This is a genomic window from Rhizobium sp. TH2, assembly GCF_024707525.1.
In the GTDB taxonomy this organism is placed as follows: domain Bacteria; phylum Pseudomonadota; class Alphaproteobacteria; order Rhizobiales; family Rhizobiaceae; genus Rhizobium_E.
This window is the reverse complement of record NZ_CP062231.1, coordinates 1,562,148-1,586,262: the sequence shown is the minus strand read 5'-3', so window position 1 is coordinate 1,586,262 and position 24,115 is coordinate 1,562,148. Positions and strand designations below refer to the sequence as shown.

General features: G+C 57.7%; 21 protein-coding genes and 2 pseudogenes. 12 read left to right on the top strand and 11 right to left on the bottom strand.

The genetic code is table 11. The features are described 5' to 3' along the window. Nucleotides 1-262 precede the first annotated feature (262 nt). Complete coding sequence (locus IHQ71_RS07960; protein WP_258161401.1) at nt 263-1,315, top strand: sensor histidine kinase; 1,053 nt, start codon at nt 263-265, stop codon at nt 1,313-1,315. A gap of 72 nt (nt 1,316-1,387) precedes the next feature. Beyond that, a complete protein-coding gene (locus tag IHQ71_RS07955; protein WP_258161399.1) occupies nt 1,388-1,780 on the top strand; it encodes a response regulator in 393 nt (130 codons plus the stop codon). Between the two features lie 128 nt (nt 1,781-1,908). Here IHQ71_RS07955 and IHQ71_RS07950 read toward each other — a convergent pair whose 3' ends face one another. Together IHQ71_RS07950 and IHQ71_RS07945 are read right to left on the bottom strand one after the other, a co-directional pair. Then, nucleotides 1,909-2,415 carry an N-acetyltransferase gene (locus IHQ71_RS07950; RefSeq protein ID WP_258161398.1) on the bottom strand — a complete coding sequence of 169 codons (507 nt, stop codon included), beginning with the start codon at nt 2,413-2,415 and terminating at the stop codon, nt 1,909-1,911. Between the two features lie 23 nt (nt 2,416-2,438). Beyond that, a complete protein-coding gene (locus tag IHQ71_RS07945; RefSeq protein WP_258161397.1) occupies nt 2,439-2,810 on the bottom strand; it encodes a hypothetical protein in 372 nt (123 codons plus the stop codon). 362 nt (nt 2,811-3,172) lie between these two features. Here IHQ71_RS07945 and IHQ71_RS07940 point away from each other — a divergent pair, with 362 nt between their 5' ends. From IHQ71_RS07940 to IHQ71_RS07930, 3 genes are all read left to right on the top strand, one after another. Continuing rightward, nucleotides 3,173-3,547: a hypothetical protein gene (locus IHQ71_RS07940; RefSeq protein WP_258161396.1), complete on the top strand. Its 375-nt coding sequence runs from the start codon at nt 3,173-3,175 to the stop codon at nt 3,545-3,547. Between the two features lie 488 nt (nt 3,548-4,035). Continuing rightward, on the top strand, nt 4,036-4,377 hold the full coding sequence (locus IHQ71_RS07935; RefSeq protein ID WP_258161395.1) for a DUF982 domain-containing protein: 342 nt from the start codon (nt 4,036-4,038) through the stop codon (nt 4,375-4,377). A gap of 21 nt (nt 4,378-4,398) precedes the next feature. Then, nucleotides 4,399-5,871, top strand: coding sequence for a phospholipase D-like domain-containing protein (locus IHQ71_RS07930; RefSeq protein WP_258161394.1), 1,473 nt, complete (start codon nt 4,399-4,401; stop codon nt 5,869-5,871). A 66-nt stretch (nt 5,872-5,937) separates the two neighbouring features. Here IHQ71_RS07930 and IHQ71_RS07925 read toward each other — a convergent pair whose 3' ends face one another. Continuing rightward, nucleotides 5,938-6,159 (bottom strand): hypothetical protein, encoded by a 222-nt coding sequence (locus IHQ71_RS07925; protein ID WP_258158996.1) that lies wholly within the window; start codon nt 6,157-6,159, stop codon nt 5,938-5,940. A gap of 725 nt (nt 6,160-6,884) precedes the next feature. Then, nucleotides 6,885-7,136, bottom strand: coding sequence for a helix-turn-helix domain-containing protein (locus tag IHQ71_RS07920; RefSeq protein WP_258161393.1), 252 nt, complete (start codon nt 7,134-7,136; stop codon nt 6,885-6,887). A gap of 123 nt (nt 7,137-7,259) precedes the next feature. Between IHQ71_RS07920 and IHQ71_RS07915 the strand changes: the two genes are divergently transcribed. The 6 genes and pseudogenes from IHQ71_RS07915 (at nt 7,260) to IHQ71_RS07890 (ending at nt 13,713) form a co-directional block, all read left to right on the top strand. Further along, nucleotides 7,260-7,886, top strand: coding sequence for a hypothetical protein (locus IHQ71_RS07915; RefSeq protein WP_258161392.1), 627 nt, complete (start codon nt 7,260-7,262; stop codon nt 7,884-7,886). A 2,621-nt stretch (nt 7,887-10,507) separates the two neighbouring features. Continuing rightward, the gene (locus IHQ71_RS07910; RefSeq protein ID WP_258161391.1) at nt 10,508-10,828 is read left to right on the top strand and encodes a hypothetical protein; all 321 of its coding nucleotides are present in this window, start codon (nt 10,508-10,510) and stop codon (nt 10,826-10,828) included. Nucleotides 10,829-11,204: 376 nt separating this feature from the next. Then, nucleotides 11,205-11,762 carry a hypothetical protein gene (locus IHQ71_RS07905; protein WP_258161390.1) on the top strand — a complete coding sequence of 186 codons (558 nt, stop codon included), beginning with the start codon at nt 11,205-11,207 and terminating at the stop codon, nt 11,760-11,762. Nucleotides 11,763-11,822: 60 nt separating this feature from the next. After that, nucleotides 11,823-12,456: pseudogene (locus IHQ71_RS07900) on the top strand (GntR family transcriptional regulator); the annotation flags it as partial. After that, nucleotides 12,374-12,748 (top strand): ABC transporter permease subunit, encoded by a 375-nt coding sequence (locus IHQ71_RS07895; protein ID WP_308737960.1) that lies wholly within the window; start codon nt 12,374-12,376, stop codon nt 12,746-12,748. The pseudogene IHQ71_RS07900 and the gene IHQ71_RS07895, both read left to right, overlap by 83 nt. A 17-nt stretch (nt 12,749-12,765) precedes the next feature. Then, nucleotides 12,766-13,713 carry a nucleoside hydrolase gene (locus IHQ71_RS07890; protein WP_258161389.1) on the top strand — a complete coding sequence of 316 codons (948 nt, stop codon included), beginning with the start codon at nt 12,766-12,768 and terminating at the stop codon, nt 13,711-13,713. A 35-nt stretch (nt 13,714-13,748) separates the two neighbouring features. Here IHQ71_RS07890 and IHQ71_RS07885 read toward each other — a convergent pair whose 3' ends face one another. The 3 genes from IHQ71_RS07885 to IHQ71_RS07875 are packed head-to-tail and all read right to left on the bottom strand — an operon-like array spanning nt 13,749 to nt 19,214. Next, nucleotides 13,749-17,018 carry an error-prone DNA polymerase gene (locus IHQ71_RS07885; RefSeq protein ID WP_258161388.1) on the bottom strand — a complete coding sequence of 1,090 codons (3,270 nt, stop codon included), beginning with the start codon at nt 17,016-17,018 and terminating at the stop codon, nt 13,749-13,751. Then, nucleotides 17,015-18,538 (bottom strand): DNA polymerase Y family protein, encoded by a 1,524-nt coding sequence (locus tag IHQ71_RS07880; RefSeq protein ID WP_258161387.1) that lies wholly within the window; start codon nt 18,536-18,538, stop codon nt 17,015-17,017. Before IHQ71_RS07880 ends, IHQ71_RS07885 begins: the two co-directional genes overlap by 4 nt. Continuing rightward, on the bottom strand, nt 18,453-19,214 hold the full coding sequence (locus IHQ71_RS07875; RefSeq protein ID WP_258162773.1) for an ImuA family protein: 762 nt from the start codon (nt 19,212-19,214) through the stop codon (nt 18,453-18,455). The genes IHQ71_RS07880 and IHQ71_RS07875 overlap by 86 nt, the downstream gene beginning before the upstream one ends. Nucleotides 19,215-19,589: 375 nt before the next feature. Between IHQ71_RS07875 and dinB the strand changes: the two are divergent. Beyond that, nucleotides 19,590-20,629 (top strand): annotated as a pseudogene (gene dinB, locus IHQ71_RS07870) (DNA polymerase IV). Nucleotides 20,630-20,642: 13 nt separating this feature from the next. Here the strand turns inward: dinB and IHQ71_RS07865 are convergent. The 4 genes from IHQ71_RS07865 to IHQ71_RS07850 all read right to left on the bottom strand — a co-directional run bounded on the left by IHQ71_RS07865 (nt 20,643) and on the right by IHQ71_RS07850 (nt 23,936). Then, nucleotides 20,643-21,290: an SOS response-associated peptidase gene (locus tag IHQ71_RS07865; RefSeq protein ID WP_258161386.1), complete on the bottom strand. Its 648-nt coding sequence runs from the start codon at nt 21,288-21,290 to the stop codon at nt 20,643-20,645. Nucleotides 21,291-21,319: 29 nt separating this feature from the next. Continuing rightward, on the bottom strand, nt 21,320-21,991 hold the full coding sequence (locus IHQ71_RS07860) for an SOS response-associated peptidase family protein (protein ID WP_258161384.1): 672 nt from the start codon (nt 21,989-21,991) through the stop codon (nt 21,320-21,322). Nucleotides 21,992-22,505: 514 nt separating this feature from the next. Then, on the bottom strand, nt 22,506-23,243 hold the full coding sequence (locus IHQ71_RS07855) for an SDR family NAD(P)-dependent oxidoreductase (protein WP_258161383.1): 738 nt from the start codon (nt 23,241-23,243) through the stop codon (nt 22,506-22,508). Nucleotides 23,244-23,540: 297 nt separating this feature from the next. Then, nucleotides 23,541-23,936 carry an Ohr family peroxiredoxin gene (locus tag IHQ71_RS07850; protein ID WP_258161382.1) on the bottom strand — a complete coding sequence of 132 codons (396 nt, stop codon included), beginning with the start codon at nt 23,934-23,936 and terminating at the stop codon, nt 23,541-23,543. Between the last annotated feature and the right edge of the window lie 179 nt (nt 23,937-24,115).

The window sequence follows — 24,115 nt, the reverse complement described above, 5'->3', positions numbered from 1 at the left end:
TGACCGCTATGCGCCGCCACATGCGGTCATCACGTCCTTATGAACACTGGGGTAGTCTAGCTCATTCTTGGCGATCGACCGGCGTCGAGGAATGATCGAGCTCGGCCAGGTCTTACCGCGACCCGGGCCAGCCTTGATATTAGTGGAACAGTTGAGGATCAGTCATGTTATAGTGTTGTTGTCGAGTTCGAACTTCGGACTCGTCGGCGTGTTGCCGAGCAATGACTCACTCCGTGAGTCTTCGGCCCCTGAGGGCCATTTCATGCCACAGACACCAATAGTGCATTTCGAAGCGGCGAGCACCCTTGCCGTGGTGGTGTCATCCAATGAACCGCTGCTGTTCCTGTCAGACGAGCTGAAGGTCATTGCAGCGAGTGCATCGTTCTGTCGTGCCTTTGAGATCGATCCTGCGTCAGTTCCCGGTAGCCGCCTTGGCGAACTCGGAAACGGCGAATGGGCGATGCCCAAGCTTGCGTCACTTCTGAGCGCCACCGCTTCGGGAAGTGCGAATATCGAGGCCTATGAAATCGACCTTCAGCGGCCAAACCACAAAACACTGCATTTGGTTGTCAATGCGCGGACGCTCGATGACGGCAACATCGATCATATTCGCCTACTTCTGGCCGTAACCGACGTGACCAACGCGCGCGCCGAAGCGCGCCTGAAAGATGATCTGATTCGCGATAAGGCCATCCTCTTGCAGGAGGTCCAGCACAGGGTCGCGAACAGCCTCCAGATTATCGCAAGCGTTCTGATGCAGAGCGCACGGCGTGTTCAGTCGGAGGAGGCACGCGGACACCTCCACAATGCCCATCATCGGGTCATGTCAATCGCAGCCCTGCAACGGCAACTCTCAACGTCCCACGGCGGCAGTGTTGAGCTCCGTGCCTATTTCACCCAACTTGGCCAAAGCCTTGGCGCGTCGATGATCGCCGACCCTGACCGGCTCGCTATTCAGGTGACGGTCGATGACAGCGCGGTGAGTGCCGACGTTTCCGTAAGCTTGGGGCTGATTGTGACCGAGCTTGTCATCAACGCCCTCAAGCACGCCTTTCCCGACGAGCGAACAGGCACGACCGTCATCGACTATCGATCGTCGGGCAACGAGTGGACTCTTTCGATTTCCGACAACGGCATCGGCATGCCGGTCGGGAGCGATGCGCCAAAGGCAGGACTAGGAACTGGCATCGTAGAGGCGCTGGTTAAGAACCTCGGCGGCGAAATCAAGTTGAGCGATGCAGGCCCCGGCACCGTGGTCACTATCAGCCATCAGGAAAGCGCCGGTCTCCGAACCGAAGTTTCTACAGCAGCGTAGGAACGAAATTGCTCCCGACGCGCTATCCCATTGTAGCCCTCGCGGCCTCCACTCTCATAAACCGAGTAAACGATGAATAACGGCAAACCGGTCGTCCTGGTCGTCGAAGACAGCGCGTTGATACGAATGGGCGCCGTCGATCTCGTTCTGTCTGCGGGCTACGAAGCGCTTGAAGCATGCGATGCAGACGAGGCAATTCGCATGCTTGAGTCGCGAGACGACATCGATCTGGTTTTCACCGATGTTCAGATGCCCGGGACGATGGATGGCATCAAACTATCCCATTACATCCGAAACCGCTGGCCACCTGTGAAGCTGATTGTCGCATCCGGTGCTGCAATTCTTGAAGAAAGCAGCTTACCTTTCGGGAGCAGATTCTTCTCGAAACCCTATGACGACCACGCAATCACAGACGCAATGGCACGCCTGCTTTCGAGCGATGCCCCGCTCGCTCCCACCGCTTGAATTTTTCAGGTCAATCGAAGACGCGCGCCATAGTCTCGGCAACTGCCCGATGGGCAGATGGCAGCTTTGGGCCACAAGTAGCCCAGACCTCAAGCCTCGGATGCGCCAATAGCGTCATCATCCGGTTGTCAGCTATCGAGACACCGCATCATATAGACTGACGACTTGAACCCTCCCCACGGGTCGACGAAGTGCCTCGGCACGACGCCGATCTCCTGCCAGCCCAGGCGTCGAGATAGGCGTTCGGCTTCGCCGTCCTGCACGGCGTCCAGAAGGAGCAGTGTCCGCGCGTGCTTCCTCGCCTCGACCTCGACGGCTTTCATAAGTGCCTCGCCGATGCCCCGGTTCCTGAATTGTTGATGGACGATGAGCTTGTAGACCTCGCCGCGATGCGGCGCATTAGTCTCGCGAGAGAGATATAGCTGAACTGTACCGGCGATCTCGCTATCGATCGTCGCGCACATAAGAACGCGTTCGCCGGCTCCAATCGAGGCCACGACATCTTCCCAATAAGAGGCCACAGCGGCGATATTCACCGGTATTATATGACCTATAAGCGCGCCGCTCTCGACGCTGTTGATCAGGATGTCGGAGAAGCGCGGCAGGTGCTGTGTAGCGGTGTTGGTGTCGAACACGTCGATGTCGCGAGGCGTGTGCCTTAACGTGTCCTGCCCCACAGATAGCCGACCAATGCGGCGATGCCGACGGAGGCGAACACGTTTCGCTTCAAAGCCTCCTCGACATCGGCGACTGTCACGTCCACCTTTTCACTCGCCACTCCCCGCGCCGTGGTCGCGATCGTCGCGACGGAATGCTTGAGGTTCTCGAGTTCAGCCTTCAATGCTTTCAGTTGGTCGTCCGCCGCATTTGTCTTGTCTCGCTTCAGCGCACTACCGTTGCCATCGACCAGCGGCGGGGTCTTGGTCGTGGTCCCGGACGACGAGCCGTCGGAAGCCGACCTACGCGCGATCGATCGCTCGAATTCAGTGCGTGGAGTTCCGCCGTTCGCGTTTTCGAATTTCTCTGCCACATGAACCTCCTATTGAACTCCTTGGCCTCGTTTCTCGGCTAACAGAGGACAGCATGTTGAACTCGCCGGAATTCTGTTGGTTCCTTCACAACCGATCCGGGCCACGTCGCCCAAAACCTCCATCGACGGCGTGAGCCGCGACGACGATTTCTCAGACCTGGACGCCAGCCTTCCGGGCATCGGGGCAGATTAGGCGGGAACCGCGCGGCTGCTCCTAGCTCAGCGAGGTGCAGAACAATAAACGCGCTACTCCGGCGACAGTAAGTTGACTCTCCCAGTAAGCTATTAAATTCAATTGGTTAAAGCGCATCGCTGGGAACTTTCGGACGTGCCAACCGTTGGGCAGCAAGCTGGGGTCCAAAATGTTCGCACGATCCATTCGAATGATTTTTCTGTCGATGATCTTCGTATTCGCCGCATTCGTCTTGGAGGCGGGTGCATGCGATCACGTGGCTCCTGCGGTGGCGTCAGGTGATCGCCACGAAGCCACTTCGCCAGAGCAAGGCTTGCTCGACGTCACGAAACCCATGGATGCCGTAAAGGTGGCCTGGCTGGACTACCCCGACGTCGATGGCGTGCCCCGGTGTTGTCAGGGCAACGTCTGTTGCCATCTCCTGGCGCTCTCCCCGTTCCCGGATTTATGGTCGGGGGGAGGCGAAGTCGTTGCGGCATTGGTCGCGACTGACGGGACGCCCCGTTCGAGCGAACCCGACGTGCCGCCGCCGAAGGCCGTCTGACTCCTTCCCCGCGCCATCATGTCTTGCAGTCGCCCGGCCATCTGTCGGATGCGCCGAGCTCGACCACCTTCCCTCTCGCGTGACAGTGTCACGTCCTTTGAAAGAAGCATCGATGAAAACCTTCATTTCACTCTGCGTGGTCGCCATCGCCGCCGTGTCGGCATTCGCAAGCGGCAAGCCAACCCAACACGAGGATCGAGAGGCTGCGTCCTGTATGCGCCTCGCCGCGAAGATGCAATCCGATCCTTCGATGAACACCTGGCGGAACCGTATGAAAGTGTGGCCCTGTCTCGAGCAAGCCGGGAGGGCATCCCGGGACCTCGCGACCATCGCAAGCGGACAACGGCCATGAAGACGAACTCCACCATTCCGTCGATCATGCTGCTGCCCTCCCCCGCTGCACGGGGTGGCATTGCAGGAAGTTCATGCGCCTTGAGCGGAGTACATCTTACGGCATGACAGCGAGCGGGAAGAAATCTACACCTTCAATGGCGTCCGGCCTTCGCTTCCCGAAAACAATCCTGGTCCAGGTGGAAGGCCGATGGCACTTCGTCGGAGCAGCGGACGAGGCTCTCCAGTGCCTCAGGGGTGCGTTTCCGGAGCGGAATGGCCCGTCGCACAGGCGTGCGGTCGACACCTGTGCCGCCCTGCTTCTGGGTAACACCACCGCCGAAGGGGCGCAGGCAACCTTCACAGTCGCGGCGATGGAAGGCGGGCATCCGTTCGAAGTTCACGACGATGGAGCGGAACTGGAGGAGCGCCTGGTCATGGCGGCAACGGAAAACGGCTTGCTCGACATGCTGCTCGAAGTCGACCAGTTATTCGGCTAACCTGTGAGCGAGGAGGATGAAATGTCTAGCAGGTCCGTATTCCGGCCGGGCGAGAATTGCTGGCGGGTGGAGCAGGCCGACGACTTCTCGATCATCGTCGATGCCGACGATTATTTCGGCGCTATCCGTCGTACAATGATGGCGGCTGAACGGCTGATTTTCCTGGTTGGGTGGGACTTCGATGCAGGTACGACTCTGGGTCATCCCGACGTCGATGACGGCGCGCCACGGACGGTGGGGGATTTCATCATCTGGCTCACGCGCCAGAAGCCCGAGCTCGAGATCAAGATACTTCTTTGGAGCCCGGCACTGCTCGCGAGCTGGATGCGGCTCTCCAATCTGCCGTATCTCCTGAGATGGAAACTTCACAAACGCATCTCCGTCCACTTGGACGGGAGGCATCCTTTGGGCAGCTCCCATCATCAGAAAATGCTTGTGGTGGACGATCGGACAGCGTTCTGCGGCGGCATCGATGTGACCCTCGACCGATGGGATACACGCGAGCACCTTGACGACAATCCCTCGAGGCATCGGCCGAACGGCCGCCCTTACGGCCCGTGGCACGACGCCTCGAGCAAGTTCACCGGAGAAGCCGCGAGATCGCTCGGCGAGCTGTGCCGCATGCGGTGGACGCGCGCTGGGGGCGAGGAGATACCGTTAGCAGCCGGACTGAAACCTCGTGAGGACGAGCATGGTCAGGGCTTCTCGTTCGGTCGGGTTTGTCTTGCTATCTCCAGGACCGAACCTGCGCACCTCGACGAGCCGAGGGTCGTGGAGATCGAGCGGCTTTATGTCGACATGATCATGTCGGCGCGAAAGCTGATCTACGCCGAGAGCCAGTACTTCGCGTCCCGTGCAATAGCACAGGCGCTGGCGCGGCGCTTGACGGAGCCGGACGGACCTGAGGTCATTCTGATCAATCCCCTTGCCTCCGACAACTGGCTCGGCGCCATAGCCATGGACACCGCGCGAGCGCGTTTGAGGGAGTCCCTTCGACGGCACGATCCGCGGGACCGCTTCCGCATCTACCATCCCGTCACCGCGAGCGGCCAGGCGATCTATGTCCATTCGAAGCTCATGATCATCGACGACGAGATCGTTCGCGTCGGCTCGTCCAACATTAACAACCGGTCGATGCGCTTCGACAGGGAATGCGATGTCGCCTTCGAAGCACGAGGAGACGACGCTCTTCGTCGCCGTATCGCCGGGTTCAGGAGTGTTCTGCTTGGCGAGCATTTGGGTGTGGAGGCCCACGAGGTCGAGAATGCCATGAACATCGCGGGTTCGGCCATCGGCGGTGTCGAGGCGCTGAGGAAACGGACCGGGTTGAAGTCACTGCGATGCTACGAAACGCCGAATGTGTCTGACATCGAGAAATGGCTGGCGGACAACGAAATCCTTGATCCTGAGGGACCAGAAGAACTGTTTGAACCGATCGAACGACGTGGATTGTTTCGTCGACGGTTGCGGCTTCCTGGTCGAAGAGGCCGATGAACCGTCTTTGTTGGCGCGCCGGATCGCACACCCTCGCGTCACAGCGACGCGAGGGTGCTATAGAGATTAGTCGACGTTAATCGACCCCTTGATGGTCACATCAGCATCGTTGTCCTCGCGGACGATGACCTTCTTCTTTTTGATGACGACGTCAGGGTCCTGTTTTTCCTTGATGACAATGCTGTTGGTGGGTTCCGGGTCGGTCTGCCGGATGATCACGTCGTCGGCATAGGCGAGCGTGGCGGTGGCGAAAGTGGCTGCAAACACAAGTGCGAGGGTCTTGGTCATCGCGGGTCTCCTTGTTTTCACGATGCGATGACAACGCGGCAATGTGGTAACTGTTCCAACACTTCCCAACAGCGGTTACAACCCTCCGAGCGTGCGTTTGGGTGTCTGTGGCCTGGGTCTTCGCCGACTTCCTCAAAGAGCACATGCATTAGTAGGTAGGGTTCGGAAAGAAGGCCTGACGCACCTCAGTCGAGGCGAGGCGATTGGTCTTCTTGGAACCCGAGCCAACGAACCTCCGTTATCGTGGCAAGGAGATTTGCCATGAACGCCTCTGATACTCGACTCGAAATCACCGAAGACTACGTGACCAGGAAATATTGCGTCAGTCATCAACACGCCAAGAGGCTTCTTAGGCAATACGGCCGTGATAAAGCCGAAATCGACATACTGCTGGGAGCCAAAGGACGAACACCAGGACATCGGCGTCAGGACGTCCAGCGGACCGCCTCCGAGGTGTCATTCGGTTAGGGTTGTGATTTGCTCATAACGCACTTGCCTTCTAAATCGGCACGACCTCATTGAAACAGGACGTCAGCATGTCCGACAGTATGTAAAGCGACTGCTGATGTCCGCAATGGGCGGCCAATCCCAGACCTTCCGCTGAATATCCACATGTCCGCTTTGTCCTTGGGTATCCTATTAGCTGACGGTCTGCCGACGGCCCCATTTCGGACATCCGTTGCCTTGGCGCGGACACCCCGTGAATCGCATCCGAAGACCAGCGATTATCCCTGCTGATCCTTCAGCCACACTCCCGGACCCTGCGGCGGTGTCTCGCCATCATCAAAGAAAACGACGCCTCGTTCCTCATACACTCTTCGCAATGCCTCAATGGTCATTGCCAGCGGCCCTCTCGAACCAAAATTATCCTGCTCGATGCGGCTGACAGTGTTGGGCTGTACGTTTGCGAGTTGTCCGACCTCACGCACACTCAAATTTAGCATTGCTCTCGCAGCTCTGGCCTGGAACGCTTTCATCGAATTCCCATAATAATTCCCACTCACCACTTGAACGATACAAATCGACGTCATAAATACAACGTATCGATGATGGGTTCATCGATTTTAACTCGCAACCAACTGGCTTTATATGGGGTTTCAATGCAGATAAACAAGAATGAGATCATCGCTGGTGTGACCGCAGCAGTGCTGAGAACCTTCCTCAAGAAGGCACCGCCTAGCTTTGACGCAAAGGGCGTTCTTCGCATCCTTTGGAAAGATGAAGTACGCACCGAAGAGTTTCTTCGTGAGCTTGTTATCCTCGGCTATCTCCGAGCCGACGAGCACGGCTATCACGTTACAGACCAGGCGCTTAGGTTCGCCAAAGCGAAATTCCTCAACCAGCTAACTCGGGAGCAGGCAGAAATGCTGCTCAAGAAGGTTATCGTCCGGGCAGAGGCAATAAACATCATGCCGGAGCTCACCCACTACGTGGAGGAGCTACACGTCTTTGGGAGCTATCTCACCGACAAGGCAAATCTGAGCGATCTTGATATGATTGTTTGCCTGGCACCCAAGTCCGATGATCCGAAGATCCAGCTCGAAAGCTCCCTTTTGAGGGCGGAAGCGTCGGGTCGACAGCTCTCGTTCCTCGATCAGGCTGCGTTTGGCGAGAATGAGGTGCTTCGGATACTTCGTGACGGAAATCCCCGCCTCGATCTGTGCGACAGCGACCATCTCGATCTGCCTGGCCTGGTAAGCCGCAAAGTCTTTCCTGCGTCCGCGTAGATTTGATTGCACAACTCACCGGTCAAAGGCGCCCCTCATGGGGCGCTTCGACGTTTTCTGTTTCAATTGAGCTCGGTGTTTTGGAGACCTAGCTGTAAAGAGGCAGGCCTCCCCCTAGATGCCCGCTCCAAAGCCGCGCTCGCGGATATGTTCGATGTGGTGCTGGCTGCCACGGAGCGAGTCAGTGGCGAGATTTGTAAGGGTCAGACGACCAATGGTCATCCAGGGTGACTGGCCGCGCTGTGCGGGCTTATATGGCCACAGTGGTGTGGAGCGATGCTCCGAAATTAGGGAGGTTTCATATCTCTAACTTCAAGGACAGTATCCCATACTATCTTCTCTCTCCTTTCCCCCTAACTACCAAGAAAAAAAGAGAATATAATAGAAAGGGCTTCAGCCTGGCCCATCATGGAAAACGGACACTATGGCATACTGGGAACGTTTCACGCATTCTGTATTTTGTATGGAGCCTAATCTTAGGTTTCCTTGCAACAACCAACTTTCCCTTTGACCATTTTTTTTGGTTATTATACCGCACTGTCCTCCTTTTCCTCTCCTTCCGAGTCTCTACTAAATAGCGACGAACATAGGAAAACGTTGAAATCCGACATGAGGGGATTGTACTGGAACAGGTTGTGGGGTCAGATGACAACGTGTCATCGGGGGTGGTCGGCCGCGCTGTGCGGGCTTATAGGGGCCACAGTGGTACGAGCGCCGCTCAGGAAATTAGGGGGTGTTACATCTCTAACTTCAAAGACAGTATCCCATACTATCTTCTTCTTCCTTTCCCCCTAACTACCAAGAAAAAAAGAGAAGAATATAAAGAAAAGTCCAAATCCGAGACGAAGGCAATCTTACACTATGGCATACTGTCTCGTCTCACCCGACTGGTATGAAGCCGATTCTGAGCCGCGAACCCGAGCCTAAGTCAGATCGCGAACCTGGTATAGGTCCACGATCATGAGGTAGTCATCAACGTTTTCGGGCTCGACCAGCCACCATGGAAATCCGGCTCTATAGATCCGAACATGGTTTCGGCTTAGGTTCGACCGAATTGCGAGTATCTTCCCGGGCTGCGCTGTCCACCTACCGTGCTATCAACGCCCTGGCTCGGGCTTGACTCCGCCGAAGAATGTGTCCCCTCGTCGGCAGCGAAGGCCCGCGGGTGCGAAGGTTTGTGTCCCTGCCCCCAGGCGGACGCTTTCTCTTCACACGGGGCGATTAAATGGTGTGTTCGTTTGGCCGGAACGCTCACGGCCAGCGCTGACCCAAGCCTATCCGGCTTGCCGCTTCGACTCAGACTCGGGAAGTGAGATTGCCACCCGATCTACGGAACTCAATCCCTGGCATAAATGAAAAATCCAGAAAACAGATGAACACGCGGCCCTGGGTTCCATTGCTGGCCGGCCGTCATGAGGCCTATATTTTCACGACCTCGCTTTCAACCGCAACTTCGAGGCACGTAATTTATTGAGACAATCACCATCACAGTTCTGGCACGGTAACGGTACCTGACGGCGGGATGAGCAGCGCACAGTACTGCAACTGCTGCGATACTGGACCGCGCAACATACGTTAGCCCTGTCCTAGTGTAACGCGCGGCCGAGCGACGAGAATATCGATGATGAGTGAGCGGTTGCCCGACGCGACCGGGACACAGAATTACAAAAACCAACACGTTGCCCCAGTCCCGTCGGTTCTTCGCTGCGAATAGAAACAATTAAATTCAGCGCGCCATCGCCCTCATTTGGTCGACCCTCTTAGCAACAGAGCCTCTTTGACTCAGATCTGGCCGCTGACGGCGTTCTGCGTGGCGATCCAGCCCCGAGGTAGCTCAAATCCTCGATCGCACTCAGTGACTCGCTATGGCCGTTTTTTTGCGGGGCGCCCTAGAATTCGTAATACCACAAGATTACCCTTCGTTGAGCGCCAGTCTCAATCTTCGGAGAAGCGCTCGAGTAACGGGTCTGCGTTCTCATTATCGAATTAAGCCTAACGCAATTGGGTGAGGCGTGGCGATGTGAACTGGTGGCAAGTGGCGAGTAACTGAGGAGTCGCCTTGTGCATCCGGATCGACGCTACATTCGCAGATCTGGCTCGGCGTCCACTAGGCCGTTTCACACCTCAAATCAGCCAGGAGCCGACGTGGCGGACCTCATGCCTATGCCACGATGCCAACTCGACTTTGAACGCCTAACAGAACGGGCATCCTCCAATAATCCAGGCACTTGGCTCGACGTTAGGCGCGAAAATCAGGTAGGCATTTGAAATCCGCAAGGAAGCCCGATTATCAAAATGGTGTCTCGTGTAATGGCTGTGTGGATCAGGTTCAGGATCGGGCAATTCCTAGCGATGACGTGAGGTCAAAGAAGGGTACCACGCTTTTCTAAGCGTTGATGCGTGCTTAGCCGCGGAATGGGCTTGAACAAACTCCGGGGGAAAAATCCATTTTCTAGTTGATATCATAGCAACATACTTTTGGGTTTCGCAGTCTCGGCCCACACGCGTCTTTCACTCAAGTATTACATACTAAGCTATTGAAATAAAATGAAAAACTACCATATCTACCCGGCAACAAACGATCATCGCAACATTAGCCATGCAACAAGGTGAGATCTCGTATGCCGAACAAATCTGACGAACTACAACACGACGAGCAGACGGTCTTGGTCGATGGATTAAGAGGCCCGACCATTGAGCCTGACGAGGAAGAAGAGTTGGCATTTTACGTCCACCGTGAATTGCATCAGGTGCTAGATTTGCTGGTCAAGATCCACGCATCTGAGCCTCTCATTGACACCATCGAGTGGTGCATCTCCGACAACGCACGATATATGGGAGACGACTTTGTGCAGGATTTCGAGGCGGGCCGACTCCATGAACGTTATACCGGGGATCTGAGTCTCATTTGGCGCAGGCGAGATCCCGAGCTTTATCAGTAATCGCGTCTCTTCGCGGTCGGCGCACTAGCAATCCTCAAAGACATCTCGGCCTCTGCTGGGGGCCGCGACATCGCTGAGTTCGGTCGGACGGTTTTTGTTTGGCACCGCTTCGTTCTTGGACAAAGTCGCCGCTTGGCCTTTGGCCTAGAAGTAAGGTGACGGGCAGAAGGATGCGATATTCCGGCGACGATGCCATGCCACCTACGCGAGTGACATCACAGGCTCGCTCGCTCATTCGGCCGCCTATTCCCAACAGCGTACTCCCAATAATCTTTATTATTACATACCCGGGCAAGGTGCGTCTGGGGGAGACCACAAAACTAACTTAGATGACATTTGCCAGCAATCACGCTCGTGAGAACATATCGGAGTATAAATGCACGCCAAGCCGAATTACATCGTAAAGGATGCCAGTAGACACGCCTATCAACTAGGAACTGCGGCTCGAAATTTATCCAAAGGCCGGAATGTACTTTACAAAGGTACGCGGTTTTACAATCGCAACTTCGCAACGGGTGTTATGCACTACAGCCGAGTGGGCGATCAAGCCGTCTTCTTCAGCCGCGATCCCATGGTGGCAGCCTATTGGGCTGTCATGCCTGACGAGTTCGGAAGTCAGGGAGCGATCTTTGCGTTTGACAGAGATAAACTGCGAACTCGATATCGGCTCGAAAAATCGCGTTATCACGAGTTACGAGACGGATATGTGGTCGATGAGATGGAAGAGACCATATGGGGTCGGGATATTGTTAATTTTACGCAGTACCTGATCGGTATCGCTTGGGAAGGTGAAGCTCGTAGGAAACCGATTGGGAAATACTCGTGTCCTGAAATCTTCGTGGGACACGACTGGCGAAGCGACAGACGAGCCACTCGCTCTTACCGTTCCAAGCTGATCGCCCGCTGGCATGAGAAGCGCAGTTCGGAAATCTGATTTAGTCATAGCGAGGATAAATCTGCAATGAGAAATAGCCTGCACTTCAAGTTTGAAGATATTCGCGAGGCGATCGTGACGGGCGACATGGACGAAGGCGAGCCGATCCGCCAAGACGACATTGCCAAGCTCTTCGATGTAAGCAAGATTCCGGTGCGGGAGGCGCTGAAACGGCTTGAGGCGGAAGGTCTGGTCGAGTTCCAGCGCAACCGTGGCGCCGTTGTGACCAGCGTGACCGAGCCCGAGATCGCCGAGATTTTTGAAGTACGCGCAAGGCTAGAGGCCAGTGCGCTGAAACTCTCGATTCCCAAGATGACCGACAAGACATTCGAGCGTGCCGAGAACTACTGCGATGAATTCGCCCGCGAGACCGACGTGGCACGATGGGCAGAGCTGAACTGGCAGTTTCACTCCTGCCTACAAGGATGCCAACCGGCCCTTCCTGCTCAATCTCATCCGGTCCGTGAACGACCGGATAGAGCGCTATCTTCGCATTCAGCTCACATTGTCCGGTGGAACGGAGGTGGATGATCGCGAACATCGTCAGATTCTTGCCGCTTGCCGGAATCGCGATGTTATTCTGGCTTCGGACCTACTAATTTGCCGGGCTCATTGCGATCTCGCTCTACGCCGTTGTTCCGGCCATCCGCTATACGGAAGCGGGCCTTCGGAGTGTCTCGACGAACCTGCTTGAAACCGCGACACAGCTCGGTTGCACGCCATTACAGAGTATGGTGCTCGTTCAGCTGCCCACCGCACGCCCTGCGTTGCTTCTCGGGCTCAATCAGGTGGTGATGGCGGCGATCACGATGCTCCCCGTAGCCGCTACTGTCGGCACGTCGGAACTCGGACAACAGATCTACATCGCGCTGGGCAAGGCCGATGCCGGCCTCGGGATCACCGCCGGTGTTGTCTTCTGCCTGGTCGCCATCAATCTCGATCGCATCCTTCGCGGCGTCGCCGAACGCCTGCGCAGCACCAAATAAGCAAAGAAGAAATATCCATGCTCATGTCCGAAAGCCGTCGCTTGTCCATGCTCGCGCCGCGGTCAGGAAGGCGACGAATTGTAATCGACACGGACACCTTCAACGAGATCGATGATCAGTTTGCGATCGTGCATGCATTGCTGTCGCGCGACACAGTCAGTGTCGAGGCGATTTATGCCGCGCCATTCGTCAACGAAACGACCCAAGATCCTGCCCGTGGCATGGAGCTCAGTTACGATGAGATATTGGCACTGCTGGATCGCCTAGCCATTGCGCCAGTTGGCCTGGTTCATCGGGGCGTTACTGATTATGTCGGACCTCAGAAAAAACCGCTGCAGGCACCGGCAGTAGATGACCTCATCGCCCGCGCCAGGAGATCCACACCCGACAACCCCCTCTACGTTATCGCGATGGCGGCGATCAGCAATGTCGCAGCTGCACTCATCGCAGCTCCTGATATCGTGAGTAATATCGTAGTGGTCTGGCGGGGCGGCCATGCGATCGATTGGCAACACCAGCGCGAGTTCAATCTCGAGCCGGATGTCGGTGGCACGCAGGTGCTGTTCGATTCTGGCGTTCCCCTGGTTCTCGTTCCCTGTGAAGGCGTGACCTCAATCCTGCATAGCACTGTGCCGGAAATCGAACGTTACGTGGAACCATATGGTGAAATCGGTCGGTTCCTGGCCATGCGCTTCAAGGGCTACTGTGACGACCATGTTGGCTGGGCGAAGGAAATCTGGGACATGGGCGCAACCGCATGGATACTGAATTCCGATTGGGCTCCGTCCGCATTCCTGCCTACACCGATCCTGACTGACGATATGCACTATAGCACCGATCGCTCACGGCACGTGATGCGTTATGTCTACGCGATAGATCGAAATCGCATTATGAAAGACTTCATCAGTCGACTTTCAACCTTGTGCACAGCGTCGGCACAGTGCGCGGCGCCCTCGGCCGCTTAGTTGACGGAAGCGGAACCGCTGACCCATAATTGTGGCTATCTGAAATCTCGCGTCTTCACCTTGATCGCATCGAGATGCAAATACGGATCGACGATGTCGCGCGCTCGCGGCCCCTTTGGAAACCCGCGAGGGTCCAGCGCCGGCGACCCATGATGAAACTCATCGCCCCTCCCGTGTGGTAGCTCGAACACTTGGTCGCGCTCGCCGACGCTCGCCAGATAGGATGACAGATCCGTCAGACGATGAGCGACAAGATGCACGACATCCTCTTCCCGCTGAATGCGCCCATAGACGCCAAGCATGCCGGCGCCGAGCACGACACGGCGATATTTCTCGAAGGTTTTTACCCAGACAACGAGATTGGCAACGCCGGACTCGTCCTCCATCGTGATGAACATCACGCCTTTTGCTGACCCTGGCCGCTGCCGGACGAGCACGAGACCCGCAGCCTCGACCCACTTGCCGTCGCGTGATTGCATCGCCTCGCGACAAGTGATGATCCGACGCTTCGACAGGTCTTCCCGCAGGAATGAGAGGGGGTGATCGCGAAGGGTCAATCCCATGTGACCGTAATCCTCTACGACCTCGCCTCCTGAGGTCATAGGCCGCAAATCAACGATGGGCTCATCGAGCTCCGCAAGCGTTTCGTTGGCTTTCTCAGAGGCAGCTGCGAACAGCGGCAGTGGCTCGTCCCGCAATGCCTTAATTGCCCAGAGCGCCTCTCGGCGAACCAGTCGGAGCGACGGCTTAAACGCATCAGCTTCCGCGAGTTCGACGAGCGAGGCGGCTGGCACGCCCGCCCTGCGCCAAAGGTCATCGATGGATGCGAACGGTCGATCCTCTCGGACTGCCAGGATTGTAGCGGCATCGCGATTTGCAAGCCCCTTCACCATCCGCATGCCGAGCCGAATGGCAAAGCGCGTATCGTCCTCTGTAGCCTCAAGCGTGCAGTCCCATCGGCTCGCATTGACGCAGACCGGCCGAACCTCAACGTTATGCTCGCGGGCGTCCCGGACGATCTGGGCAGGAGCGTAAAAGCCCATCGGTTGGGCGTTCAGGAGGCTCGCGCAAAAGACATCCGGGTGCCAGCATTTCAGCCAGGAGGAGGCATAGGCGATGAGTGCGAATGAGGCCGCATGGCTCTCTGGGAAACCGTAACTGCCAAAACCTTCGAGCTGCTTGAAGGTCCGCTCGGCGAAATCCTGCTCGTAGCCATTCGCAACCATTCCCGAGATCAGCTTCTCACCGAACTTCGAGACTCCACCAGTATGCTTGAAGGTCGCCATGGCGCGCCGGAGCTGGTCGGCTTCACCGGGCGTAAAGCCGGCACATTCAATCGCGACCCGCATCGCCTGTTCCTGGAAGAGCGGCACGCCAAGCGTTTTGCCGAGCACCTTCTCGAGCTCGGGCTTTGGATAGACAACGGCTTCCTTGCCTGCGCGGCGGCGGAGATAGGGATGAACCATGTCGCCTTGGATTGGCCCAGGCCGGACGATGGCCACTTCGATGACCAGGTCATAGAAGGTCCGAGGCTTGATCCGGGGCAGCATCGACATCTGAGCCCGACTCTCGATCTGGAACGTCCCCAACGTATCCGCTTTGCGGATCATCGCGTAGGTTCGCGGATCTTCCGGCGGGATCGTCGCGAGATCGATCTCAATACCCTTGTACTCGGCCAGGAGATCGAAGCCGCGCTTCATGCAGGACAGCATGCCAAGCGCCAGGCAGTCGACCTTCATGAACTTGACGATATCAATGTCGTCCTTGTCCCATTCGATCACCTGTCGATCGATCATCGCAGCGGGCTCGATCGGTACGAGCTCATCGAGACGATCTCGGGTGAGGACGAAGCCACCAGGATGCTGGGATAGGTGCCGCGGTGTACCCACCAGTTGATGAGCGAGATCGAGCGCCAGTGTCAGTCGTCGGTCTCCGATGTTGAGATTGAGTTCCTCCGCGTGCTTCTCGCCGACGTTTTCACCCCAGCCCCAGACACCCGCCGAGAGCATTTTCGTCATGTCCTCAGGCAGACCGAGTGCCTTTCCGACATCGCGAATGGCGCCTTTGGACTGATAGCGGATGACCGTCGAGCAGAGAGCAGCATGGTCGCGGCCGTAGGTCTCGAACACCCATTGCATGACGATCTCACGCCGCTCATGTTCGAAGTCGACATCAATGTCGGGTGGCTCCCGTCGCTCCTCCGAGACGAAGCGCTCGAAGAGGAGATCGTTGCGATCCGGGTCGATCGAGGTGACGCCGAGGACATAGCAGACGGAGGAGTTTGCCGCCGATCCCCTGCCCTGGCAGAGGATGTTACGCGATCTGGCAAACTGTACGATGCTGTTCACGGTCAGGAAATAGGGCGCGTATTCGAGCTTCGCAATGAGCTCTAGCTCATGCTCGAGTGTCTTTCGCACCTTGTCGGGCAGGTCCTCGGGATACCGTCGTGTTGCTCCCTCCCAGGTCATCTGGGCGAGCGTCTCCTGCGGTGTCAGCTCTGGATGCGACCGCTCCTCCGGATATTGATAGGCGAGTTCATCGAGCGAGAAGGGGCAGCGCTCCATGATTTCGATCGTTCTAGCAAGTGCTGCTGGGTATCGCGGAAAAAGCCGTGCCATCTCCTCTGGTGGCTTGAGATAGCGGTCGGCATGCCGCTCGCGGCGGAAGCCGGCATCGTCGATCGTGACGTTGTGACGAATACAGGTGACCACGTCCTGCAGGATACGCCGCTCCGGAACATGAAACAGAACGTCATTGGTGACGACGGTAGCCACCCCCATCGCTGCCGCCATGTTCGACAGTTCGAACAGGCGAAGCTGATCGTTCGGCCGCCGGCGCAGCGTCAGAGCGAGATAGGCGCAATCCCCGAAGTCTTGGCATAGGCGCCGCAAATTCAGCGGACACATATCGTCGGCCAGGTCGGGAATGAGGACGACGATAAGGCCTTCTCCGTAAGCGACAAGGTCAGCCCAATCGAGAATGCATTGCGCCTTGCCGCCACGCTTCTTCCCAAGCGTGAGCAATCGGCAGAGCCGGGCATAAGCCGGACGATCGGTCGGATAGACGAGGACGGACACATCATTGGTGAGATCGAGACGGCAACCGACGATCAACCGAACACCTGTGTCCTTGGCTGCCTGGTGGGCACGAACGATGCCGGCGAGGCTGTTGCGGTCGACGATCGCAAGCGCCTCAATGCCTGACATAGCCGCCTGGGCAAACAACTCCTCGCAAGAGGAGGCTCCCCTTAGGAACGAGAAGTGCGACGTGACCTGCAGCTCGGCATAGCGGGGACCTGATGTCATCCGAATATCCCATGCAGGAACCAACGCTGGCTACCGGTTTCGCCATGTTCTCCGTCACCCGCGCGATAGATCCAGTAGCGCTCGCCGGCATCATCCTCGACCAGAAAATAGTCGCGAACCGCGGCAAGCTCTGCATCCCGCTTCCACCATTCGCCGAAGACGCGTTCCGGTCCATCTGCCCGCCTGACACGCCGTCGAACTCCGCGCCAGGTAAAGCTCACCGGTGGGTGATCTGGCAGAAGTGCGATCGTCTCGATCGGTTCGGGACAGGGTAACAATCGCGTCGGTCGCGGCCAGCGATCGGGCCACGTTTCGCCCTTGTCGGGAAGCATGGGCGCCACGCGCGCGACCGAGCGTTCGGGTACATCGCTTGCCACCGGTATCGCACGAAACAGCCGCCGTTCGCCAATGCGGTTGCCAATAATATCGACCAGGCCACAGACGTCCGCTTCGGGCTCTTCGATGAGCGATGAGATCACCTGGCGCGCGACCAGCGGTTCGGCATGTGTCGCGGTCAATGACATGATCTCGATCCCGAAGCCGGGATCGATGGTGTTGATCCGGTCTGTCAACAGCCGAGTAATGCGCTTGATGTCACGGGCGGGTTTGGCGGTTCCGGCACGGATTGCCTGATAGGTGCTGTCGACCCGATGAAACAGCAGATCAACGCGCTTGGCTCCGAGGCCCTGCTCCTCGAGCAAGCCACACAACTGATCGACAAGCTTAGCTATGTATCGTGCGATCGTCTCGGCGGCGCCGATTGGCTCAGCAAAGACCCGGCGAACCTCGATCAGTTCAGGAGTGCGGAGCGGATCGATCGGCTCCGCAACTCGGCCCAAGGCCTGATCGAGGCGACGCCCAAGCTCCGGCCCAAAGCGCAAGGCGAGCGGCGCACGCGGCTGACTGGCAATATCTCCAATCGTCTTGAAGCCTAGAACGCGCAGGCTGTCGATCATCGCAGGATCGAGCCGCAATCCCGCGATCGGCAATGTTTGAAGTGCCTGGGCCTGCGAGGCTGACGGCACGACAACGGTTGGCTGGTCCGCAAAGCGAGCAGCGGCATGTGCGGCACCCCAGGTATCAGCAACTGCGGCTCGTGCGGTGATCCCCGACCCGCGAAAGCGATTGACCATGCCAGACAGCATCAGTTCCTCGCCGCCATGCAGGTGATCGGCGCCTGTCGTGTCGATCACCAATCCATCCGGCGGATCTGCGGCAACGATGGGTGCGTAGCGTTGCAATGCCCAGAGCGCCAGACGCTCCAACGCATCGGTGTCTGAGACGGGATCGGCATCCATGATGACGAGACCGGCAACAAGTGCCTGCGCTTTCGTCGCAGGCATTCCAATTCTCAGGCCCAAAGCCATAGCGGCAGAGTCCGCAGCGGTGACGATACGACGGTTTTTCTGCCGACCGACAAGAACGAATGGCGTGTCAGGCGGAGGCGTAGCGTCGCCCAATATTCGTCTGAGGCGATCCGTAGGCCATGTCGGAAGGTAGAGCGATACGACCCTTGGCATCGGGAGCTTCCACTTCAAAATCTGCACTTTCGCCGGCACGACAGCGAATAAGCTCAAGCAGCCAACGCGCTCGGCCGACACCGGGAACTGGTAATGGGGAGGACGGAAGGACTGAGACCCGCCATCGGGTGACTGAAGCCGTGGGTTGGCCGAAGTCGGACGCTTCGGGTCCGCTGCGCCAACGGCGAATGGCAATACCTGTCGTTCCGGAACTCTCCGCGGCCAGCTGCAGCCGACGCGAGATCGCAATCGAAAGTCGGGCGACTTCGCCGACGACGGCGCCAAGGCCGCCGTGGCGGAGCCCCTCCTCCATACAAGCGAGCAAGGCTTTCTCATCGCCCGCCTCGACGTAGATCACACGACTTGGCGGCAACCCGACCTGGGCCAGAGCGGGAGCGAAGAGATCGGCTCGCGTCATGCACCAGAGCACCTTGCCCTTGAGACGCGCCGCAATGCCGGCGGCAAAGAGCGACGGGGCAGCGGCGTCCAGCGCGCCATTGCCCCCGCCCGCTACCTCATGAAGTGCTCCGAGCGACAACCCTCCACCGGGAAGCCGATTGTCAATGTCTGCAATTCCGAACGGCAGCACCTTGCGATTTCGAATCGCTCCGCCTTCCAACCGCTCGATGCGATCGCGCAGTTCTGCGATGACGGGATTGGTGACGCGATCACGCATCGAAAATGGCGCCTCCTTGGGACTTTGCAACGGGCAAAACTGTTGATATGTTCCCTTTTTGTTCTGAAAGCCAAACCGAGTCAATCGACCATCGCGCGACTCCTGACGATCGTCAGAAAGCGTAGCTTGCACGCCGAGCTGAGCGTCCGTTGATTCCATGATTTGAATCAGTTGGATAGCGGAACGATTTGGTCGGTAGAGCTCTGCTCAAATAATTGCGAGCCATACTGCCGAAACTTGGCGATGGTGGATGTTACATGCCGGCCAACGAGGAATCAGATGCTAGACACATCTGCCGATGGCGATCTTGAGAAGACGCTGACAGGCACTGCACAATCGGTGTCCAGACGGCTGCGCAAGATCATCCATATTGACATGGACGCGTTCTATGCCTCGGTCGAGCAGCGTGACAATCCAACACTCCGAGGCAAGCCGGTCGCCGTTGGTTTTGCGGAAGCACGCGGCGTGGTCGCGGCGGCGAGCTACGAAGCCCGCAAGTTTGGCGTCCACTCGGCGATGCCATCGGTCACCGCGAAGCGAAAATGTCCTGACCTGATATTCGTACCGCACCGCTTCGACGTCTATCGTGCGGTATCGCAGCAGATCCACGAGATCTTTGCCGACTACACGCCGCTGATCGAACCACTTTCGCTCGACGAGGCCTATCTCGATGTTACCGAGAATCTGAAGGAAATGGCGCTCGCGACCGAAATTGCCGAGGAAATCCGCGCCCGGATCAAGGCCGAAACCGGGCTCACCGCGTCAGCCGGCGTCTCCTACAACAAGTTTCTCGCCAAGATGGCTTCCGATCAACGTAAGCCCGATGGCATGTTCGTTATCACGCCCAGGAACGGGCCGACTTCGTCGAGGCGCTGCCCGTGAAGAAATTCCATGGCGTGGGGCCGGCAACTGCGAAGAAGATGGCCCGGCTCGGCATCGAGACCGGCGCCGATCTGAAGGCTCACGAGCTATCGTTTCTTCAGCAGCATTTTGGAAAATCGGGACCTTGGTTCTACTGGGTGGCCAGAGGGATCGACGAGCGAAGCGTGAAGCCGGATCGTGTCCGGAAGTCGATCGGCGCCGAGGATACGTTCCCTGAGGACATCCACGACCTCGACGCTGCTCGCGCAGGTCTCAAACCGCTCTGCGAAAAAGTCTCGAGCTATTGTGTGGCGAAGGGCATTCGCGGCAAGACCATAACATTGAAGGTCAAGTGGGCGGATTTCACGCAGATCACCCGGAGCAAGACCGTGGCGACACCGGTGGCTGCTGTCGATGATATTGTCAGTATCGTGGACCTTTTGCTCACGCCGGTCTTTCCTGCGGACAAAGGCATTCGGCTACTCGGCGTCACACTATCTACGCTCGATGCGACCGACGAAGAGGCTGAACCGCAGCTCGCCCTGGCGCTGTGAGTTCTTTTCCCAATCAGAGCAGCGTTGCCGTCTCTGGCTCCACTGTCTTCCGCTTGAACCAAAGCTCGGACGTCTTCTCCATCTCGATGAATTCCGGCGGGAAGACACGCAGCTGAAAAGCCAGGGCGTCCTCGAAACCGCCGTTGAGCCACTGGTCGTATTCATCCCGATGAACGAGCACCGGCATCCGGTCGTGTGCCGGGCGGACGGCCTCATTGGCATCCGTCATCACGCCTGAATAGACCGGCCCCCATTCGTCGCTCACCCGCCAAAGCCCGGCCCAGGCAAAGATCGGCTCGTCTTTGACGGAAAACCAGGTGCGGGTCATCTTGCCCTTCTGACCTTCAGCTTCCGCAAAATGCGTCATCGGGATCAGGCAACGCCACTGAGGTTTGCGCGCGAGCCCAACCCACATTGGCTTCTTGAGGTCGGCGATGTTGTTGACGGGTTTTGGCTTGGAGGCCGGCTTCATGTCTTTGAGCCTGAGAGGGAAGCCCCATACCATCGACTGCAGTAGCCGAACACCGTCCTCCTCCCTGACGACCATCCCCGGCGTGCCCGGATATACCTCGGCAGGTGCATTCGTCTGAAGCGGGTTCGGGACACCAAAGTGAGCGGCGACCTCGGCCGCAGATTGGCGAACGGTATAGAGATTACACATGCGACAACCCTTTCCTGCGCTTCGAGCGCCTACACCATAATCACAGAGCTGGTTTTGCGGGAAGTCGCTTCGCGCGGCGGCATGCCACTTTGCCAGCGATCGCGGGTGTGGAGAATGTTGAACATCTCTGACGGCAATGGTTCGCGAAATTCGAATTCGATGACATCGGAAATCGAGCCGTGCAGCCAGCGATACCATTCTTCCTTCCGCAGGATTACGGGCATCCGCTCATTGAACGGCATGATCAGGTCGTTGGCCGTCGTCGTCATCCCCGCAAACACCGATCCGAATTCTGGCGTACTGCGGCAAAAGCCCGCCCATGCGGCCATCGGCTCGTCGGTCAGCGAGAACCACACGCGGGTCTTCTTACCGGCTTCACCTTCCGGGTTGGCGAAATGTGTGATCGGTATCAGGCAGCGATAGCGAGGGTCGACGACCAGATGCTCCCACATTGGATTTGCGAGTTCGGCGACCAGGCCGATCCGTCCAGGCGGCTGACCATTCAACCGCATTTCCCGGGTCTGGCGCGGAAAGCCCCAAGGCAGCGACTTCAGCAAACGCTTGCCGTCTCTCTCCACCACGATCAACCCCTGGGTGCCCTCGACCGTTTCGCTGGGCATCGCAATTGGCTGCTCATCTTCCACGCCGAAATAGTCAGCGATTTCGCCCATCGGCCGGATGTTTGTGAAAAGTCTGGACATAACGCTCCTCGCCCGAACAATCCGGCAGAAACTAACATAGGAACAAATAAAGAACAACAATTTGGTGGGCAGAGAGGCCGCGCTGTGATTTTTTTGCCAAGCCGAATCTCAGCCGAATGCTCAGCGACAGTACCGCTCAAACGAAAAAAAACCTGCCGCGGGGGAGGAGGTGCGGCAGGCTTCATGAAGTGGAATAGCGATCAATGGGAGGAGTATCGCTATTCCGACGAACGACCCCTTTGGGAGGAGGAGTGGGCCGTTCGAACTTTGAATTCAATTGAGCGGCTAAGCGCCCTCATCTCTGTGATATCTTCCATCCCAGCCGACTCCCGAGGCGGAAGGTCTGCGTTGAGTTCAATCCGCGCCGATTATCGCGAAGGCGCGCAGTGAGTTGATGGCGCGCGCCAACAATAATTCTTGTGATCAAAACAGGTCTGCGGAGGAGTTCGCAGTGTTTTGGCACAGACATCTTTGTGTACGATTGAGATGGTGGGCGATGGATCCGCCTATTCTGTCAGAACTGGGCGAGCCCACCATCGACAAAGAGTTCAACGCCGGTGATATAGCTGCTATCATCGGAAGCCAGGAAGACGGCGGCCTTGGCGACATCCTCCGGTGTCCCCATGCGCCCAAGCGGCACATTGGCGTCCATCCCATCGCGAATAGTCTCATCAAGTAGGACTGAAAGACCGGGCGTCTGCGTATGACCGGGGCTCAGCACGTTTACCCGGATGTCGCGACCCTTGAGATCGACGATCCAGCTACGGGCAAACGAACGGATGGCCGCCTTGCTGGCGTTGTAGACCGAGAAAGCCGGCGACCCCTTTATCGACGCAATCGACCCCGTCAGGATCACTGATGCGCCCGTCGAAAGCAGCGGAAGCGACTTCTGCACTGTAAAGAGAAGGCCGCGCACATTGGTATTGAACGTCTTGTCGAAATGATCTTCGGTGATTTCGCCGAGTGTGCCGAATTCATATATGCCGACATTGGCGAGGAGGACATCGATACGGCCGGCCCTCGTCCTGACGATCTCGTAGATCCGATCGATATCGGCGAGGTCGGAGGCATCGCCCTGGATTGCGGTGGCCTTTGCTCCGATCTCGGCGACGGCCTTGTCGAGTTCCGACTGGCGGCGGCCTGTGATGAACACCTGCGCGCCTTCCTCGGCGAAGCGCTTGGCCGCACCGAGTCCGATGCCGGCGCTGCCGCCTGTGACGACGGCCACCTTGCCCTCAAGTTTCCTTGTCATTGTTCTGCTCCTTTGAAAATGCGCCGGCTGTTGCGCGACGCTGTGCGTGTCGATCCGCCCGCCGATCACGTGGAAGCGCAGCTAAATGCGTTCAAATCGACACGGTCCGGGCAAGCGGTTCAGTTGCGAATGCTGTTTCGAGTTTTCAGCGAGCGGTTCACCTGGGGAACGGCATGAGTTACCAATTCCGATGCTTGCGCTCGCTGCCGATTGGGCGACGGCTGATCGAGGATTGACCAGCCGAACTGGGATTGGTTGGTCGGATCTGTTTGCGCAGGCAGACCCGACAAAGGCGGTTCAGATCAGGTTGGTTTCAACGTTGACCTGGCCGTGCGTCGCCTTGGAGTACGGGCAGATGCTGTGTGCGGCGGCGAGCAATTCGCGAGCAACGGCGGGGTCGATGCCGGGGACGCTAACGTTGAGCCGGGCGCTCAGAAAGTAGGAGCCTTCCTCTGCGTTCAGATCGATCTCGGCGTCGACCGAGGTTCCGGCCGGCAGCTTGATCTGTCTTTGCGAGGCGGCGAGCTCGATTGCGCCCATGTAGCAGGCCGACCAGGCGGCACCGAACAGGTGTTCTGCGGCGGGATGCGGCTGCTTGAACTTGATGTCCAGCTGACCGTCGCTGCTGCGTGTTCCGCCGTCGCGGCCGTTGGTGTTGTGGGTCTTGCCGGTGAAGATAATCTTGGAGGTCATAGTGATTTTCCTTTTGTAGCTGTTGATGTTTTAGCGTCTGCACCGCTGTGCTGACCTAAGAGCTACTCGGCCGTGACCACGTTCGCACGTTATGCGTTGTTAGGCGTCATTAGCTGCAATGAGCGCTGTATTTGCTTGGGGTTGGATAGGGGCAGGCGAACCAAACGTCGTCGGGGCAA

Coding starts and splice junctions, on each gene's coding strand:
- IHQ71_RS07915 (WP_258161392.1), top strand. CDS start 7,260: ATGCAGATAAACAAGAATGAGATCATCGCTGGTGTGACCGCAGCAGTG.
- IHQ71_RS07890 (WP_258161389.1), top strand. CDS start 12,766: ATGCTCATGTCCGAAAGCCGTCGCTTGTCCATGCTCGCGCCGCGGTCA.
- IHQ71_RS07865 (WP_258161386.1), bottom strand. CDS start 21,290: ATGTGTAATCTCTATACCGTTCGCCAATCTGCGGCCGAGGTCGCCGCT.
- IHQ71_RS07880 (WP_258161387.1), bottom strand. CDS start 18,538: ATGCCAAGGGTCGTATCGCTCTACCTTCCGACATGGCCTACGGATCGC.
- IHQ71_RS07960 (WP_258161401.1), top strand. CDS start 263: ATGCCACAGACACCAATAGTGCATTTCGAAGCGGCGAGCACCCTTGCC.
- IHQ71_RS07930 (WP_258161394.1), top strand. CDS start 4,399: ATGTCTAGCAGGTCCGTATTCCGGCCGGGCGAGAATTGCTGGCGGGTG.
- IHQ71_RS07905 (WP_258161390.1), top strand. CDS start 11,205: ATGCACGCCAAGCCGAATTACATCGTAAAGGATGCCAGTAGACACGCC.
- IHQ71_RS07885 (WP_258161388.1), bottom strand. CDS start 17,018: ATGACATCAGGTCCCCGCTATGCCGAGCTGCAGGTCACGTCGCACTTC.
- IHQ71_RS07855 (WP_258161383.1), bottom strand. CDS start 23,243: ATGACAAGGAAACTTGAGGGCAAGGTGGCCGTCGTCACAGGCGGCAGC.
- IHQ71_RS07940 (WP_258161396.1), top strand. CDS start 3,173: ATGTTCGCACGATCCATTCGAATGATTTTTCTGTCGATGATCTTCGTA.
- IHQ71_RS07910 (WP_258161391.1), top strand. CDS start 10,508: ATGCCGAACAAATCTGACGAACTACAACACGACGAGCAGACGGTCTTG.
- IHQ71_RS07875 (WP_258162773.1), bottom strand. CDS start 19,214: ATGCGTGATCGCGTCACCAATCCCGTCATCGCAGAACTGCGCGATCGC.
- IHQ71_RS07955 (WP_258161399.1), top strand. CDS start 1,388: ATGAATAACGGCAAACCGGTCGTCCTGGTCGTCGAAGACAGCGCGTTG.
- IHQ71_RS07860 (WP_258161384.1), bottom strand. CDS start 21,991: ATGTCCAGACTTTTCACAAACATCCGGCCGATGGGCGAAATCGCTGAC.
- IHQ71_RS07925 (WP_258158996.1), bottom strand. CDS start 6,159: ATGACCAAGACCCTCGCACTTGTGTTTGCAGCCACTTTCGCCACCGCC.
- IHQ71_RS07935 (WP_258161395.1), top strand. CDS start 4,036: ATGGCGTCCGGCCTTCGCTTCCCGAAAACAATCCTGGTCCAGGTGGAA.
- IHQ71_RS07920 (WP_258161393.1), bottom strand. CDS start 7,136: ATGAAAGCGTTCCAGGCCAGAGCTGCGAGAGCAATGCTAAATTTGAGT.
- IHQ71_RS07850 (WP_258161382.1), bottom strand. CDS start 23,936: ATGACCTCCAAGATTATCTTCACCGGCAAGACCCACAACACCAACGGC.